Annotated in this window: 14 protein-coding genes; 3 read left to right on the plus strand and 11 right to left on the minus strand. The window is 72.4% G+C overall.

The annotated features are described in order from the left end of the window. From LO772_RS08840 to LO772_RS08885, 10 genes are all read right to left on the minus strand, one after another. Complete coding sequence (locus LO772_RS08840) at window positions 1-1026, minus strand: polyprenyl synthetase family protein (protein ID WP_231777834.1); 1026 nt, start codon at window positions 1024-1026, stop codon at window positions 1-3. Further along, the gene (hpnE, locus tag LO772_RS08845; RefSeq protein WP_231777835.1) at window positions 1023-2429 is read right to left on the minus strand and encodes a hydroxysqualene dehydroxylase HpnE; all 1407 of its coding nucleotides are present in this window, start codon (window positions 2427-2429) and stop codon (window positions 1023-1025) included. The genes LO772_RS08840 and hpnE overlap by 4 nt, the downstream gene beginning before the upstream one ends. Before the next feature lie 31 nt (window positions 2430-2460). Further along, window positions 2461-3414 carry a presqualene diphosphate synthase HpnD gene (hpnD, locus tag LO772_RS08850; RefSeq protein WP_231777836.1) on the minus strand — a complete coding sequence of 318 codons (954 nt, stop codon included), beginning with the start codon at window positions 3412-3414 and terminating at the stop codon, window positions 2461-2463. Window positions 3415-3422: 8 nt separating this feature from the next. Continuing rightward, complete coding sequence (hpnC, locus tag LO772_RS08855; protein WP_231779469.1) at window positions 3423-4229, minus strand: squalene synthase HpnC; 807 nt, start codon at window positions 4227-4229, stop codon at window positions 3423-3425. A gap of 646 nt (window positions 4230-4875) precedes the next feature. Further along, on the minus strand, window positions 4876-5967 hold the full coding sequence (locus LO772_RS08860; protein ID WP_231777837.1) for an oligopeptide/dipeptide ABC transporter ATP-binding protein: 1092 nt from the start codon (window positions 5965-5967) through the stop codon (window positions 4876-4878). Continuing rightward, window positions 5964-7214, minus strand: a complete 1251-nt coding sequence (locus LO772_RS08865) for an ABC transporter ATP-binding protein (protein ID WP_231777838.1) — start codon at window positions 7212-7214, stop codon at window positions 5964-5966. The genes LO772_RS08860 and LO772_RS08865 overlap by 4 nt, the downstream gene beginning before the upstream one ends. A 723-nt stretch (window positions 7215-7937) precedes the next feature. Further along, window positions 7938-9518 (minus strand): ABC transporter substrate-binding protein, encoded by a 1581-nt coding sequence (locus tag LO772_RS08870; RefSeq protein ID WP_231777839.1) that lies wholly within the window; start codon window positions 9516-9518, stop codon window positions 7938-7940. After that, complete coding sequence (locus LO772_RS08875) at window positions 9515-10480, minus strand: ABC transporter permease (RefSeq protein ID WP_231777840.1); 966 nt, start codon at window positions 10478-10480, stop codon at window positions 9515-9517. The genes LO772_RS08870 and LO772_RS08875 overlap by 4 nt, the downstream gene beginning before the upstream one ends. Beyond that, the gene (locus LO772_RS08880) at window positions 10473-11432 is read right to left on the minus strand and encodes an ABC transporter permease (protein ID WP_231777841.1); all 960 of its coding nucleotides are present in this window, start codon (window positions 11430-11432) and stop codon (window positions 10473-10475) included. The genes LO772_RS08875 and LO772_RS08880 overlap by 8 nt, the downstream gene beginning before the upstream one ends. Before the next feature lie 240 nt (window positions 11433-11672). After that, entirely contained in the window at window positions 11673-12365 is a 693-nt protein-coding gene (locus LO772_RS08885; RefSeq protein WP_231777842.1) for a biliverdin-producing heme oxygenase, read from the minus strand. Between the two features lie 400 nt (window positions 12366-12765). Between LO772_RS08885 and LO772_RS08890 the strand changes: the two genes are divergently transcribed. The 3 genes from LO772_RS08890 (at window position 12766) to LO772_RS08900 (ending at window position 15564) form a co-directional block, all read left to right on the plus strand. Then, window positions 12766-13482, plus strand: a complete 717-nt coding sequence (locus tag LO772_RS08890; protein ID WP_231777843.1) for a neocarzinostatin apoprotein domain-containing protein — start codon at window positions 12766-12768, stop codon at window positions 13480-13482. A gap of 67 nt (window positions 13483-13549) precedes the next feature. After that, window positions 13550-13876, plus strand: coding sequence for a DUF2470 domain-containing protein (locus tag LO772_RS08895; RefSeq protein ID WP_231777844.1), 327 nt, complete (start codon window positions 13550-13552; stop codon window positions 13874-13876). Window positions 13877-14100: 224 nt separating this feature from the next. Beyond that, window positions 14101-15564 carry an MDR family MFS transporter gene (locus LO772_RS08900; RefSeq protein WP_231777845.1) on the plus strand — a complete coding sequence of 488 codons (1464 nt, stop codon included), beginning with the start codon at window positions 14101-14103 and terminating at the stop codon, window positions 15562-15564. 81 nt (window positions 15565-15645) lie between these two features. Here LO772_RS08900 and LO772_RS08905 read toward each other — a convergent pair whose 3' ends face one another. Continuing rightward, on the minus strand, window positions 15646-16041 hold the full coding sequence (locus tag LO772_RS08905) for a nuclear transport factor 2 family protein (protein ID WP_231777846.1): 396 nt from the start codon (window positions 16039-16041) through the stop codon (window positions 15646-15648). Window positions 16042-16066 lie beyond the last annotated feature (25 nt).

The following is a 16066-nucleotide window of genomic DNA, read 5'->3' on the forward strand; positions in this document are numbered from 1 at the left end:
TCACAACTCCCGAGTCGTAGTGAATGCCGCCAAAGCCGCCAGGTCGGTACGCGTCACCTCCGGGATACCGAGTCCGTCCAGGCAGCCGAGCGAGAGTTCCAGGTGCCGCTGTGCCTCGACCTCGGTGCGGATGCGGCCCCCCGCGTCCTCCACCAACCGCGCTGCGCGCACGAGTTGCTCCTCGGTCAGGTCCCCCGAGGCGGTGTACAGCGCGGCCAGCTCCGCCGCGGCCGGTGTGCCCGAGGTGAGCGCGGCGACGACCGGCACGGATTTCTTGCGCTGCCGCAGGTCGTTCCACGCCGACTTGCCGGTGACCTCCGGGCGGCCCCAGATGCCGAGCAGGTCGTCGATCGCCTGGAACGCGATGCCGAGGTTGTGGCCGAAGCCGTACAGCCGCTCCACGACGGTCTGTTCGGCGCCCGCGAGGGCCGCGCCGATCGCGGTCGAGCAGGCGAGCAGCGCGCCGGTCTTGTTGCCGGCCATCACCAGGCACTCCTCGACCGTGACGTCCATGCGCGTCTCGAACGACAGATCCTGGGACTGCCCGTCGATGAGCGCCGCGGTCGCGTCGGTGAGCAGCTTCGCGGCGCGGTCGCCCTGGCCGGACGACTCCATGAGCACCTGTTCGGCGAGGACGAGGAGCCCGTCCCCGGCCAGCACCGCGAGACCGGGGCCGAACGCCTTCCACGCCGTCGGGCGGTGCCGGCGCTCCTCGTCGCCGTCCATCAGATCGTCGTGCAGCAGCGAGAAGTTGTGGACGAGTTCGACGGCGACCGCCCCCGGGACACCGGTCTCGGTGGGGGCGCCGACGGCCTCGGCGGACAAGAGGGCGAGTGCGGGGCGCAGCGCCTTGCCGCCGTTGCCGGGCACCGGACGGCCCTCCGTGTCGGACCACCCCATGTGGTAGGCGGAGACGCGGGCGAGCGGTGGTTCGAGGCGGGCCACGGCCGTGCGCAGCGCCGGCTGCGTGGCCTCGCGGGCCCGGTCGAGTACCAGGGGGGCGAGTGAGCTGTCGGCTACGGTCACGGTGTCGTCGTCCTCTCCGGGAAGGCACCAGGTTTGGTCGTCGGCAGAACACGCCCGGGATCCAAGTCCAGGCTGGGCAAGGTGGTGCGGGCCGCGGCCAGGCCGCTGCGGACGGCGCTCTCCATCGTCGCGGGCCAGCCCGTCGCGGTCCACGCGCCGGCGAGTGCCAGGCCGGGCAGCGCCGTTCGCGCGTACGGGCGGAGGCGCCGCGAGCCGGGCGCGGCGCGGAACGTGGCGTGGCGTTCCTTCGTCACGACGAATTCCTCCACCCGCGCGGCGCGGGTGGCGGGGAGCAGCTTCTCCAGGGCGGGCAGGAACGTCTCCCGGAGCTGCTGGTGCGAGCTGTCGATCTCGCGGTCCGCCGCCGAGACCGACACCGCGAGGTAGCGGCCGTGTTCGAGGCCGAGGTTCTCGCTGCGGTCGAAGACCCACTGCACGGGGCTCGCCAGGCCCGCGGCGAATTCGTCGCGGAACACGGGGCGGTCGTAGACCACGTGCACGTTGACGATCGGGGAACTGCCAAGCTCCGCAAGGCTGGTAGGATTCGCGCGCCGGTCTTCGAGAATCAGGGCGTCGGCCGGGAGCAAGCGGATGGCGTCCTCGTGCGGGACGGCGAGCACCACCGCCTCGGCGGTGAGCGTGCCGCCGTCCGCCTCGACGGTGAAGCCCCCACCGGGGAGCGCTTCGAGCGAGGACACTCGGGAGCGGAGCCGGACGTCGACCTTGGCGTCCTCGAGCGCCCGCCCCGCCGCGTCACCGTGCAGTTGCTGGAGCGGGACCCGGCTCCAGCCGATGTCCGCGCCGTCGTTGGTGTCGAGCAGGCCGGTGCGGAACACCTTCGCGGCGATCCCGAGCGAGGTCCGGTCGGCCGTCAGGTTGATGGTGGCGACGCCCACGAGGTCCCACATCGCGGCACGTTCGCGGGCGGTGACGCCGTAGCGGTCCAGCCACGTCCCGAAGGAGACCGTGTCCAGGCTCGGGTCCTCCGGGTCGAGGCGTTTGAGGGCGAGGGCGACGCGGCCGACACGGGCCCGGCCGGCCAGGGTGAGGAACGGGTAGCGCGAGAGCGCGGCGGACAAGTGGAACGGGGAGGGCAGGCGGTTGCGCGACAGGCGGCCGGTGGTTCCCCAGGGGGTGAGGACGGGGACGTCGAGGCGGTCCTGCACAACGACCTTGTCCGCGGAGCCGATTCGACGCAGGAACCACTGATACTCGGTGCAGCAGCGCATGAAGACGTGCTGCCCGTTGTCGAGCCACCGTCCGTCGCGACGGAAGGAGAACGTCGCGCCCCCGAGGCGCGGTCGCCCCTCCAAAAGCGTCACGGACGCACCCGCATCGGCCGCCGTCAACGCGGCGGTGATGCCGGCGAGCCCTCCCCCCACCACGATCAGACGACGTGTCATGTGCCCTCACGTACCCAGAAGATCACTTGGCCTACTCCTCGTTGAAGTGCTTTTCCCCGGATGGTGTTCCCGATCCCACGACATGATCGCGTTGATCGGTGCGATCCAGGAAACGCGCGAACGCGCTGCGTTCTCCGACCGGGAGGCCGGAAAGCCCCCTTACCGCGATCTCGGCCTTTTCCCAACCGGGCAGAGATTGGCGTCCGGCGAGCACAATCGACGGTTCCGCGACGATCCGGGTCAGAAGGCGGCGGTAGATTCCGGCCATCGCGCCGGTACACGCGGCGCTTCGCCGGTCGAGCAGCGGCAGCAGCCGCAGCCCCTCGTCGAAAAGCCGTCGCGCGCGCTCGCCTTCGAAGCGGACCAGGTCGTCGAACGCGGCACCGGGCACGAACGCGCCGTCGGGCTCCCAGGCGTCCTCCAGGCCGAACTTCGCGAGGTCTTCACGCGGCAGGTAGACGCGGCCGTTCTCCTTGTCCTCCTTGATGTCCCGGAGGATGTTGGTGACTTGGAGCGCGATGCCGAGCGTGTCGGCGAGTTCGGGGGCCCGGGCGTCGTCGGCCGAGCCGAAGATGCCGAGCGACAGCCGCCCGACCGCGCCGGCCACGCACCGGCAGTAGACGCGCAGTTGCTCGAAGTTGCGGTACTGCGTCTCCTTGAGGTCCATCTCGACGCCGTCGATCAGCTCGTCGAGGGCGGACAGCGGGATCGGGTAGCGGCGCGCGGCGTCCGCGAGCGCCGCGCACACCGGGTCGCGGTAGGCGGCCAGGTCCTCCAGTTGTGCGCGCATGCGGCCCAGTTCGGCGACCTTGGTGTCCAGCGGCAGGTCGCCGTCGCCGATGTCGTCGACCTCGCGGGCGAACGCGTAGACGGCGCTGAGCGCGAGGCGCTTGGGTTCGGGCAGCAACCGGATGCCGTAGTAGAAGTTCCGCGCCTGATTGCGGGTCAGCCGCTCGCAGTACGCGTACGACGCGTCGACGTCCATGAGGCTCCTCACCGTTTCCGGGCCAGTACGCGGACGAGTTCCCGCAGCAGGCCGGCTTTTCCCGGCCGGGGTCGGCGCCCCAGCACATCGTGGTCCGCGTCGGCGATCGCCGAGAGCGCCGCCCGCCCGCCCGCCGCGAACCCGGCGACCGCCAGGCGCTCCCGCCCGCGCAGCGACTCGATCAAGGGCATACCGGCGCGGAGCAGGTTAGCCGCGCGCCCGGCCTCGAACGCAACCAGTTTTCGCAGGTGGGGACCGGCGCTCGGGGCCGCGAGGTCGTCTTCCGTGACGCCGAACCGGGCCATGTCCTCGGCCGGCAGGTAGACGCGGTCCTTGGCCAGGTCCTCGGCGACGTCCTGGAGGTGTTCGACGATCTGGAGTGCCGTGCAGATCCGGTCGGACCAGACGAAGCGCCGGTCGTCGGCCTTGCCGAAGACATACAGGACTATCCGACCCACGGGGTCGGCGGAGAGCGTGCAGTAGCCGACGAGGTCGTCGTACGTCTCGTAGCGGCGGACGCGCTGGTCCTGGCGGTTGGCCTCGATGAGCGCGATCAGCGGGTCGGGCGGCAGTGCGGTGTCGTCGACCGTGGCGCGCAGGGGGCGCAGCACCGCGAGATCGGGGTCGCGGTGGTCGTATATGCGGCGCACGTCGGCCTCGACGGCGTCGAGTTGGGCGAGCCGGTCGCCCTGGGCCTCGTCGCCGATGTCGTCGACGAGGCGCGCGAATCCGTAGACGGCCAGCAGGTGGCGCCGGTGGCGGGGACTGAGCACGCGCGAGGCGACGGGGAAGTTCTCGTCCTTGGCCTGCGCCATGACCACCGCGGGGTCGACGACCGCGCGGTCGGGTTGTGCCTCGGTGCCCGCTCCCGCAGCGCCTCCGGTGTCATCATGACCGCCGGAAATACGCTCCATCTCTCTCCCTGGACTGCTGGGAACCGCGCGCTGGGCACTGGATCGTTGAGTGCACCGACGACGATTCCAACATGACAGTTGGCCAGGAGCTCGGCTGGTCCCGGTCGGTCTTGGCGGTTCAGCTTGCCCGATCACCGATGTGCCGATCAAGCACCGGGCCGTCGTGTGTCAGCCCGAATCCCGCGACTTTTCCCGAACGCAACCCCACCGTTATCCATGGCCCCGTAACCCGCTATCCTCGACCGCGGACCGCGCTCACCCCCTCGGGACTGAGGACGCCGGGCCGGGGGACGCGGTTTCACGCCTCCCGCGTTTTTCCGGCGCACCCCGCGCTCGCGGGGCAACCGGACGTTGGGATTCCGTTAATTCGCCGGGCCGGGACGTCGGCGAAATACGAATCATTTTGTCGCCATGCCGTTCTCTGTAGTTTTTCGGATGCTTCGGGGTTTCTCGGGTTTACCGAACAATCTTTATCGACCTGTTAACGGCACCCACGCCGTCATTCCCGGGACCCCGGCGCAATGCGGGCCCTCTTTCCCACGTCCTTTCACGCGTCCGCCCCGGACCGGGTCGGCACCTGCTCACCGGCGTGATGACACGCCACCCGTACACCACCGTACGTGCGGGGCTCCGGCGGCTCGACAGCGCACCCCGCCGTCGCGACCGCGCAGCGGGGGTGATAAGGGCAACCGGACGGCGGCGCGACGGCGGACGGGACCTCGCCGACCGCCCCCGCGACCGCGTCCGCCGCGCGCGCGGGCCCGGTGCGACCCGGGTCCGGGTCGGGGACGCTCGCCAGCAGCATGCGGGGGTACGGGTGGGCGGGCGCGTACAGGACGCGCGACGCGGGACCGATCTCGACGATCCGGCCCAGGTACATCACCGCCGCGCGGTCGGCGAGCCGCCGGGCGATGTCGATCTCGTGCGTGATCACGACGATCGCGAGCCCCAGCTCGTCGCGGAGGCGGAGCAGCAGGTTGACCACCGTCGCCTTGACGCTCGCGTCCAGGCTCGCGGTCGGCTCGTCGAGCACGAGGACGCGCGGCGCGACCAGGAGCGCCCGGGCCAGCACCATGCGGGCCAGCTCCCCGCCGCTGAGGTCGCGCGGCATGCGGTCCAGGTGCTCGGCGGACAACCCCACGCGGCGCACGGTCTCCACCGCGATCCTCTCGCGGGCCTCTTTGTCGGGTGCCAGACCGTGGACGCGCAGCGGCTGGTGCAGGGCGTGCCGGATACCGCGGCGGCGGTTGAACGCCGCCCGGGGGTTCTGCGTGACGAGCTGGACCAGCCGCCGGTCGGCCGCCTCGCGCCGCGCGGGGAGCACGCGCCCGCCGGCCTCCACGGTGCCCGAGGTCGGCGCGTCCAGACCCGCGAGAATCCGCGCGACGGTCGACTTGCCGCACCCGGACTCCCCGACGACGGCCAGCACTTCACCGGCCGAGACGTCGAACGAGACGTCCTCGACGGCCCGCACGTATTCGGCGGGGGCGCGGCGGCCGATCGGGCGGGGGACGGGGAAGTGGCGTTTGAGGTGACGGGCTGTCAGGAGGGGGGTGGGGTTGGTGCGGTCGGTGGGGTTGGTGGGGCCGGTCGCGCGGTCGGTCGCGCGGTCGGTGGTCGGGGCGGTGGGGTCGGTCATGTGGCATCGGGGTGGGGGTCGGGGGGTACCTCGGGCTTGTGCTCGGGCGCGGAGGCGGAGGTCTGGCGAGGGCTGGGGGCGGGAGGGGGTTGGGGGCCGCGGGGGACGGTGCCGGAGACGGAGCCGGGGGCGTGGGGAGGGGGCGGGTGGGGATCGGGCGCGGCGGCGGAGGAGGCGGGCCCGGGGGGCGGGGCGGGGGGTGACTCGGGTGCGGGGTGGGCGGCCGGGGTGGGGGTGGGCGTCGGTTCGGGGGTGGTGGGGGGATCGGCGGCGCGTTTGGGGGTGGGCTGGGGCACGCCGCGCTCGGAGGGTGGTGCGGGGGCGGGGGCCGGGATGGTCGTGGTGGCCGGGATAGCCGGGATGGTCGGGATGGTCGGGATGGGGGTGGAGGGGTGATGGCAGGCGACGGTGGTGGTGCCGTGGCGGGTCGTGTCCGGCATGTGGGTCGTGCAGACGTCGGTCGTGTGGGGGCAGCGCGGCGCGAACGGGCAGCCGGGGAGCAGGTTCGCGCCGTCGGCGGTGCCGGGGATCGGGCGAAGCGGTTCGTCCGGCGGGGTCGTGGACGGCATCGCGGCGACCAGCGCGCGGGTGTAGGGGTGGCGCGGGTTGGTGAAGATCTCGCGTACGGGAGCGGTCTCGACGAGCCGTCCGCCGTACATCACGCCCACGCGGTCGCAGATCCGCGCGACCACGGCGAGGTCGTGGGACACGTACAGCACGCCCAGACCCAGTTCCTCACGCAGCGTCAGGAACAGCTTCAGTACGTGGGCCTGGACGGTGGCGTCGAGGGTCGTGGTGGGCTCGTCGGCGAGCAGCAGGGCGGGCTCGTGGGAGAGCGCGGCGATGGCGATGACGAGGCGCTGGAGTTGGCCGCCGGAGAACGCGCCGGGGAGGTCGCGTGGGCGGTCGAGGACGGGGCCGAGCCCGATGCCGGCGAGGGTCGCGCGGACGGCGGGGTCGTCGAGCCGATCGCCCAGGTACCAGCGCAGTTGGCGGCCGACGGGCGTCGTCGGCGCGAGCGACGTCATCGGTTGCTGCGGTACGAGCGCGATGCGGCGCCCTCGGATCCGGCGCAGGTCGCGGTCGCGCAGTCGGGCCAGATCGCGGCCCTCGAAGTCGATGCCGTCCGCCGCCACGTGGGCGGCGGACGGCAGGAGACCCATGACGGCGGTGCACACGCTGCTCTTGCCGCTGCCGGATTCCCCGACGAGCCCGAAGATCTCCCCCGGCCGAACATCGAAGGACACCCCGCGCACGGCGGGCACGGGCCCGCGCGGCGAGGCATACGTGACCGACAACCCACGCACACCCAACAACGCGCCACGGGGCTCCCCCTGGCCGCCGTCGACCGCGGAGGGCGCGCCGGGAACAGGCGCCGCGAAGGCCGCGGGGGGCGCGGGGGTTGGGGGCGCGGGGGTCGGGGTTGCCGGGGTCGGGAGCGCCGCAGTCGGGAGCGCCGCGGTCGGGGTCTCGGGGATCGGGGTCTCGGGGGTCACCGGGCCCGCGAAGGGCACGGGAGCTTCCGGACCCGCGAGGGGCGCGGGAATCATCGGCCCCGCAGAGGGCGCGGCGGCGCCTTCAGGGGACGCGGTGGTCGAGGGGCCGTCCGGTCCCGGGGGCGTGGCCATGCGTGCGTATCCGTCCTGGGCGGGGCGCCGGGGTGGTCCGGTCAGTGCCTCCAGTGTGCCGGTGGGATGCGCATGCGATCGCGCGGGTCCGTCTTGCCCCGCCCGTCGCGCCCGTCACCGCGCGATACGTCGCGCCCGTCCCCGCCCGTCGCGCCCGTCCCCACTCGATCCGTCGCGCCCGTCCCGCGCGGTCCGTCGCTCCCGGTCCCTCTCGCCCGCTCCCGCCCGACCTTCCTTGCCTCGGGAACGTTCGGCGGGCGGCGAAAGTGCCGCCGAAGCCCCCGGTGACACGAAATGGCGAAGAGGCTTTCTGTGTTCGCGTGCGTGTGCGACGGGGTGCGGTCAGGTGGTGAACCTGAGTGTTTGCGGGGACAGGCGGCAGACCTTGAGTTGGGCGGGGTTGAGCGGGCTCAGTTCGCGGCGCTGGGCGATGGCGAGTTCCGGGTGGACGGGCGGGAAGATCACCGCGTCCTCGGCGAGGGCGCGGTTGACGGTCTTGAGGGCGGCCACCCGCTCGGCGGTGTCGGCGGTCTGCCAGACGGTGTCGATGGCCTGGTCGACCGCCGGGTCGTGGTAGCCGCACGCGAGCACGTTGGTCGACGAAGCCGGGGCCAGCGTCAGGTAGTTCGCGGGGCCGGAGGTGAAGCCGGACGAGAAGGTGTTCATCAGCATGTCGTATTCGCGCGACAGCCATTTGTTGGACCAAGGCCCGCCCGCCAGTTGCTCGATGGTCACGTCGACGCCGATCTTGGCCCACCCCGCGACCAGGACCTGCGCGATGTCGCGGATCGTCTGGCCGTTGCCGACGGTGAGGGTGAACGCGCGCTTGCCGGTGGTCGCGCGGGCGAGGTGGTCGCGTGCCCGGTCCAGGTCGGGGACCGCCGGATACACCGTGAGCGCCGGGTCGTACCCCGTCTCGCCGGGGCCGATCGGCCCCTGGCCGGGGGTGCCCTTGCCCCCGTAGACGCGGCGCAGCACGCCGTCGCGGTCCATCGCGAACGCGATCGCCTTGCGGAACTCCGGGTCGCTGAACGGCTCGCGTTGCATCATCACGTACGTCAGCACGTCCAGCGGCGCGACGGTGGAGACGACCGTGACGCCCGAGTCGCCGGTCAGTGCCGGGACGGTGGACTGCGCGGGCGACGTGACGAGGTCGACCTTGCCCTGTTTGAGGCTGACCGCGCGGGTGTTGCCGTCGGTGAAGACGGTGTACTCGATGCCGCGGAACGCCGCCCCGCCGGGCAGGTCCGCGAACGGGGCGCGGTACTGGCCGCCGTGGTAGCGGTCGAACCGCGACATCGTGAAGCTCTGGCCGGCGACGTAGCCGTCGAGCCGGTACGGGCCCGTCCCCATCATGGTGTCCTTGCGCGTCACGAAGTCCTTGTGCGTGACCGGCAGGTTCGTCAGGTGCGAGCGCATCAGGCCGTACGGCTTGCCGAGTACGACGCGCACGGTGCGGGCGTCGGCCTTCTCGAAGCGGGAGACGTAGCCGAGCATGTACGTGATCCACTCGCTGCCCGCCGACATGTCGAGCATGTGGTTGAGCGTCGCGACGACGTCGTCGGCGGTGAACGGGTCGCCGTTGTGCCAGAGGACGCCGTCCTTGAGGCGGACGGTCCAGGTGAGTCCGTCGGGGGAGATCTCGGGCTCGCCGTCCGCGAGGAGGGGTACGGAGGCGAGGTTGTCGTCGTACGCGTACAGGCTCTCCATGACGGGCTCGGCGATCCACCGGGTCACCTCGGCGCCGGAGTCGAGCGGGTTCAGGCTGCTCGGCGCCGCCGCGACGCCGATGCGCAGGATGCCGTCGCGGTGGCGCTCGGTGACGCGTTCGCCGGAGTCGCCGGAACTGCACGCGGTGAGCAGGCCGGTGCCGCCGACGGCGAGGCCGGCGGCGATGCCGAGGAAACCGCGGCGGGTTGTCACGTCGTCTCCTTTGCCGGGTTCTTTTCCGGGCTTTTCGGGTGGGGTGTCGGCCGGTTCCGGTCGCGTTCGGCGTACGCCTCGCCGAGCAGGTTGAAGCCCAGGATGCCGGAGGCCAGCACGGCCCCCGGCAGCGCGGCGTACCACCAGGCGTCGGCGAGGAGTTGCCCTCCCGCGTCGGCGACGATGTTGCCGAGCGTCGGGTGCGGCGCCGGGACGCCGAGTCCGAGGTAGCTGAGGCCGCCTTCGGCGAAGACCGCGATGGCCATCGCGAGGAAGGCCTGTCCGAGCACCGGGGGCATGACGTTCACCAGGACCTCGCGGAACAGGATCTCGCGCGGTGGGACGCCGAGGCCGCGCAGGTTGGCGACGTAGTCCTCGCGTACCTCCACGACGGTCGCGGCGCGGGCGACGCGGGCGAAGTAGGGGACGAAGCCGACGCCGATCGCGAGCGCGACCCGGATCCCGTTGCCGATGGTGAGCGGCCCCCAGTGCATGTCCTTCGTGCCGATCAGGCCGATGACGACCATGACGAAGATGAACTGCGGCAGCGCCTGCACGCTTTCGACGGTGCGCATGAGGAGGCCGTCGAGGCGTCCGCCGTGCCGCCACCCGGCGAGGACGCCCACGGCGGTGCCGGCGACGACCGCGACGCCGATCGCGGTGACGCTGATCCACAGCGACGTCCACGCGCCTTCGGCGGTCCGGGAGAGCAGGTCGCGGCCGAGGTGGTCGGTGCCGAACGGGTGCTGCCACGACGGGGGTTCGAGGTCGTTCGCGGCCATTTCGGTCGGGCTGCCGTGCAGGCGGCCGACGGTGGCGACGAGGAGGTACGCGGCGACCAGGACGAGGCCGATCCAGCCCGTCGCGCCGAGGGCGGGCAGCCGTCGCGCACGGGGTCGGCCGAGGGCGCGGGACGGTTCGGGGCCGCGGGACGCTTCGGGGGTGTGGGATCGCTCAGGCACGGTCGAGCCCCTGGCGCATGCGGGGGTCGGCGGCGAAGTAGAGCACGTCGACGAGCAGGTTGAGCACGAGGAAGATCGCCGCCGTCGCGACGCAGCCGCCCAACGCGAGCGGGTAGTCCTCGCGTTGGAACGCGGTGACCATGAGCTGCCCGAGGCCGGGGAGCTGGAACACGTTCTCGACCAGCACGGTGCCGGAGAGCAGGCCGCCGATGAGGACGCCCGCGACGGTGAGGGTGGGGACGACGGCTTCGCGCAGGGCGATCCGGCGCAGTACCTCCGTGCGTGAGGCGCCCATCGCGCGCGCGAACGCGACGTGGTCGGAGGCGTACGCCTCGATCAGGCCGCCGCGCAGCGATCTGGTGATCATGGCGAACGCGGCGAGGCCGAGGACGAGTGCGGGCAGCAGCAGGACTTGCAGGTTGCGGACGGGGTCGTCGGGGAATTCCACGAAGCCGCCCGCTCCCGGGAGGTAGTCGGGGTTGTCGACGGTGACGAGGAGCACGACGGCGAGCCAGTAGCCGGGGACCGACATCGCGACGACGGTGGCGATCCGGGTGATCCGGTCGACGGCACGGCCGTTCCGCAGGGCGGACCAGGTGCCCAGCAGGGCGGCCGGGAGCACGGCCATGAGCGCGGCGAGGAGGCCGAGTTCCAGCGAGACGGGCAGGGCGCGGCCGATCTGGTCGGCGACGGACGAGCCGTCGGCGAGGGAGTGCCCGAAGTCGCCGGTCAGCAGGCCGCCGACGTAGTCGAGGTATTGCACGACGAGCGGCCGGTCGAGCCCCAGCTCGTGTTCGACCGCGGCGCGCGCGGCGGGGTCGGCGGCGACCTGCGGCGCGAGTTGGTTGACGGGCGAGACCGGGGAGACGTGCAGCAGCAGGAACATCGCGGTGACCACGGCCGCCATCACCACGAGCACGCCGATCGCGCGCCGCAGGATGTACACCGCCATCTTCCGCTCCCGTTGCGTTCCGTACGCCCGCCTGGTCGCCCGCCCCCGAGCGCCGCGCGGGTGGCCGGCACCGAGGTGCCGCGGGCCGGTGTCCGGGCCCGGCCGCGTCCGCCCGGCCGCGCGCGCGTGGCCTCGGCGAGGCGCGGTGGTGGCGCGGCCTCGCGCGGCGGGTGGGGCGGCCGGTCCGGGGCAGGCCCGTCCCCTATCCCACCCCACCGGCGAATCGGGCGGGACGGCGGGTCAGCCGGCGGTGCGCCAGCGGTCCATTTCGGCGCCGAGGTCGCGCAGGACGGCGCCGTTGATCTCGTACGCGACCAGCACCTCGGCGATGACGCGCTCGCGCTCGTCGGCGTCCCACGGCGCGTTGTCGAGCGAGGCGCGGTAGCCCTGCTTGAACGCGTCGAGGTCGCCGACGGCCGCGAAGTCGTAGAACGCGACGCCTTCGTGGCCCGCCAGGCCGAAGTGACGGCGCATCAGCTTGGCTATGTGCTGCCCGCCGGACATGTCGCCGAGGTAGCGCGTGTAGTGGTGCGCGACGTAGCCGCCGGGCCAGTCGAAGCACGTCTCGCGCAGGCGCTCCCGGTAGCGGACGGTCGCGGCGTTGGCGGGGAACTTCTCCCGCCAGCCGTCGCCGCCCAGGAAGCGCATGTCGGCCTCCAGGGCCGGCATGCGGTCGAGTACCGGCGGGCAGAACGGCGCGGCGGTGGGGTTGCCGCGCATGACGGCGGACGCCTGTTCCAACACCTCGTACGCCCAGTAGTGCTGGGCGGCCATCGCCGCGTAGCCGTCGCGGGTGAGGCCGCCGCGCATGAGCACGTCGAGGAAGCCTTCCCCTTCGGCGCTTTGGTGGCTGCTCCAGGAGCGCCGTCGCATGGCCGCGGAGAACGTCTCTTCGTCGGTCTTGTGGGTCTCGGCGGTCTTCGTCGTGGTCATCCTGACTCCCCTAGCAGGGCTGCCCGAGAGCGGCGTGGATACGACAGGCGGTACGGCACGCGGACAAGCGGATACGGCGTGTGGGCATGGCGAACCCGCGCGGCTCGCGCGCCCCGCGGTGTGCGGGCGGCCCGTCCGGACCGGCGGTACGACAAGCTGCCGATCCGCAGTCTGGGCGGCCCCGGACGCCCCCGTCAAGATCTTGCCGACAACTTGTCGGCATCTTCGCCACCCGGGCCCTCGCACACGCATTCGGCGGCAAACGCCTAGGCTCGGGCGGTGTTCGACCTCGGGCCCGCGGGGCGACCCCGCCCATGGGCGGCGGGGTTTCTGAGGGTACCCTAACCCGCGCACCGCGATCCGGTCGTCCGTCCGCCAACCAACCCGGGAGTCCAGCACCGTGACCAGCCTCCGCACCCGCCGCGGGACAGCGGCCGGGGCCCTCGCCGTCCTCACCGCGCTGCTCACATGGCTCGTCGTCGCGGCGGCCCCGGCGCACGCCGAGGGCTCGGCGATCACGGTGTCCAAGACCACCGGCCTCGCCCCCGAGGGCGAGGTGGTCACGGTGACCGGGCAGGGGTTCGTCCCGAACATCAGCCTCTTCGTGACCGTGTGCGACCCGGCGCAACCCGCCGGCGCGGCATGCGACGGGCTCAACTACAAGTTGGCGCCGGTCGACGCCGCCGGGAACTTCACGGTCGAGGTCAAGGCCGCCGCGAAGTTCGGCAACACCGACTGCCTGACGACGCCGTGCGCGTTCCAGACCAGCCGCGTCGGCATGGGCAAGGACCGGACGCAGGAGGCCAGTGTCGCGATCAACTTCACCGGCGGGGTCCCGGCGTCGCTGCCGACCAAGCCGCAGGAGAACGCCGGTCCGCCCGGAGGCGGCGCGCCCGGCGGCGGCGCGGCGGCCACGCCGTCGGCGGGGGCTTCGGACGGATCGCCGGGCAGCCCCGCCGGCAGCCCGGAGGCCACCGCGCCGAGCGGCTCCCCCAGCACCGCGAAGGGCGACGGCGACGGCGCGTCGACCGGTGTCGTCGTCGGCGTCGCCGCGGGCGTCCTGGTCGTCATCGGTGCGGGGACGTTCTTCTTCCTGCGGCGCCGCAAGGCCGACTGATCCCGGCGGCCCGCCGCCCTCCCGTACGACACCCGCAGGCACCACGACCCGGCCGGAGGCCCCCGCGATGACCAGCCCTCTCCCCGGCGACCCGTTCGGTCCGGACGTCGTCGCCGCCATCACGCGGCACATGAACGACGACCACCCCGACGACAACCTCCTGATCGTCCGCGCCCTGGGCGGCGAGGGATCGGCGGCGTCGGCGCGCATGAGCGGCCTCGACAAGCTCGGCGCGGACTTCGTCGCGGTGGTGGACGGGGTCGAGAAGACCGTCCGGGTCCCGTGGGGGCGGGAGCTGACCGAGCGCCGCGAGGTGCGCGTCGAGGTGGTGCGCATGTACCGCGAGGCGTGCGCGGCGCTCGGGCTGACACCGCGCGGCGAGGGCGATCACTGAGGCTTCGGCGGCGTCGGCTCCGGGTGCCGCGGCGCGGCGCCCGGTGTGGCCTGCGCCACTTCCCCGAGCGGTGAGGAATTTCGCCCGGGGCGCCGTTCGTTGCGCTCGGTTGTCGCGTGGAACCTGCGGTTCCGCGGTTTGCGCGGCATCCGCCGCTCTCCGCACGGACCGGCGCGACCGTACCCCCCGCGCACCCGCGACCGCCGACAGCCCTGGAGACGCCCATGCCGACACCCGGACGCTCACGTCTGCCCGATCTCAACCAGAAGATCGTGGTCGGCGCGGTCTTCGTGGCCGCGATGTTCGTGAACATCCTGGACATCACGATCGTGAACGTCGCGCTGCCGGCGATCGGCGACGACTTCGACGTCAGCCCGTCCGAGCTCGGCACGGTCTCCGTCGGCTACCTCGTCAGCCTCGCGGTGTTCATCCCCGCGTCCGGCTGGCTCGGCGACCGGTTCGGCGGCAAGCGGGTCTTCCTCACCGCGCTCACGATCTTCACCTTGGCGTCGGGGTTGTGCGGACTCGCCCAGAACGTCGACCAGTTGGTGTTGTTCCGGGTGCTCCAGGGCGTCGGCGGCGGGCTGCTGACACCGGTCGGCATGGCGATGATGTTCCGCGTGTTCCCGCCCGAGGAGCGCGTGCGCGCGTCCCGCGTCCTGATGGTCCCGACCGCGCTCGCCCCCGCGCTCGGCCCCGTGCTCGGCGGGCTGCTCGTCGACAAGGTGTCGTGGCACTGGGTCTTCTTCATCAACCTGCCGGTCGGCGCGGCGGCGCTGGTGTTCGGGCTGCTCTTCCTCAAGGAGCACCGCGAGCCGAGCGCCGGGCGCTTCGACATACCGGGCTTCCTGCTGGCGGGCGTCGGCTTCGCGTCGCTGATGTACGCGCTGAGCGAGGGCAGCGCGCGGGGCTGGGGCTCCCCGCTCATCCTCGGCACCGGGATCGCCGGCGTCGTCCTGCTGACCACGATGATCTGGTACGAACTGCTGCGCGCGTCGGCGCCGATCCTGCGGCTGCGGCTGTACAAGGACCGCCTGTTCGCGAGCACCAACACGGTGATGCTGCTGTCGGCCGGCGGCTTCCTCGGCCTGTTGTACGCGTACCCGCTCATGTGCCAGAACGCGTTCGGCTGGTCGGCGCTCAAGACCGGCCTGCTGACCTTCCCCGAGGCGTTCGGCGTGATGATCACGTCGCAGATCGTCACACGCGTCTACCCGAAGGTCGGGCCGCGCCGCCTGATGGTCTCCGGGCTGCTCGGCATCGCCTCGATGGCGTTCCTGCTCAGCTTCACCGACGAGAACACCGCGCCGGTCGTCTTCGTGGCGATCCTCTTCTTCACGGGCGTCGCGCTGGCGTTCGGCATGGTCCCGCTGCAGGCCGCGGCCTTCGCGAAGACCGCGCCGGCCGACAACGGCGCCGCGTCGACGCTGTTCAACACGATGCGGCAGCTGGGTTCCGCGCTCGGCGTCGCGGTCCTCAGCACGGTCATCGCGACCGTCGGGGCGTTCCACACCTCCGCGGAGGGCGTCCGTACGCCGAACCTGGACGCGTACCGCGCCGCGTTCTGGGCCGCGGCGGGTATCGCGGTGCTGGCCGCGCTCGTCTCGCTGACGGTCCGGGACAAGGACGCCGAGTCGACGATGCGCAAGGTCGAGCCGGCCCCCGAGGCGGAGCCGGTCAGCGCCTGAACACCCGGGCACCCGAACACCGCCGCGAGCCGGTGACCCCGCGTATCCGCGCGGGATCACCGGCTCGCGGTGTCTCTCCCGTCAGCTCCAGAACGCGTCGGACGCGTCGATGTCCTCCACGCATTCGTCGATGTCGGTGAACTTGTCACCGACGATCGTGAAGAACAGCGCGCCGCGCGCGTCGAGGGTACGGCCCTGGCGTTCGGCGGTGAACCGGTGCACGGAGATCGCGTGCCCGCGTCCGTCGGCCATGACGGTGTCGAGGCCGACGCGCATCGTGCCGCCGGTCTCCTCGTGCATGCGCCGGTACAGGTCCAGCACGTTGTCACGGCCCTTGAAGTGCCCCGCCAGCGCGTGCGATCCGGGCGCGTGATGCGTGCAGTCGCCCGTCATCAGGCTCCCCAGGGCCTCCATGTCACCGCGCGTGAACGCGTCGTACCCGCGGCGTACGAGTTCGGTGTCCGGATGGGTGGCCATGAGATTCACCAGCTTTGTCGGTTGA

Source organism: Yinghuangia sp. ASG 101 (assembly GCF_021165735.1).
Lineage (GTDB): Bacteria > Actinomycetota > Actinomycetes > Streptomycetales > Streptomycetaceae > Yinghuangia.

Excerpts from the sequence above, each read along its gene's own strand:
- hpnE (WP_231777835.1), bottom strand. The coding sequence starts at position 2,429 with ATGACACGTCGTCTGATCGTGGTGGGGGGAGGGCTCGCCGGCATCACC.
- hpnD (WP_231777836.1), bottom strand. The coding sequence starts at position 3,414 with ATGGACGTCGACGCGTCGTACGCGTACTGCGAGCGGCTGACCCGCAAT.
- hpnC (WP_231779469.1), bottom strand. The coding sequence starts at position 4,229 with ATGGCGCAGGCCAAGGACGAGAACTTCCCCGTCGCCTCGCGCGTGCTC.
- LO772_RS08860 (WP_231777837.1), bottom strand. The coding sequence starts at position 5,967 with ATGACCGACCCCACCGCCCCGACCACCGACCGCGCGACCGACCGCGCG.
- LO772_RS08880 (WP_231777841.1), bottom strand. The coding sequence starts at position 11,432 with ATGGCGGTGTACATCCTGCGGCGCGCGATCGGCGTGCTCGTGGTGATG.
- LO772_RS08885 (WP_231777842.1), bottom strand. The coding sequence starts at position 12,365 with ATGACCACGACGAAGACCGCCGAGACCCACAAGACCGACGAAGAGACG.
- LO772_RS08895 (WP_231777844.1), top strand. The coding sequence starts at position 13,550 with ATGACCAGCCCTCTCCCCGGCGACCCGTTCGGTCCGGACGTCGTCGCC.
- LO772_RS08900 (WP_231777845.1), top strand. The coding sequence starts at position 14,101 with ATGCCGACACCCGGACGCTCACGTCTGCCCGATCTCAACCAGAAGATC.
- LO772_RS08905 (WP_231777846.1), bottom strand. The coding sequence starts at position 16,041 with ATGGCCACCCATCCGGACACCGAACTCGTACGCCGCGGGTACGACGCG.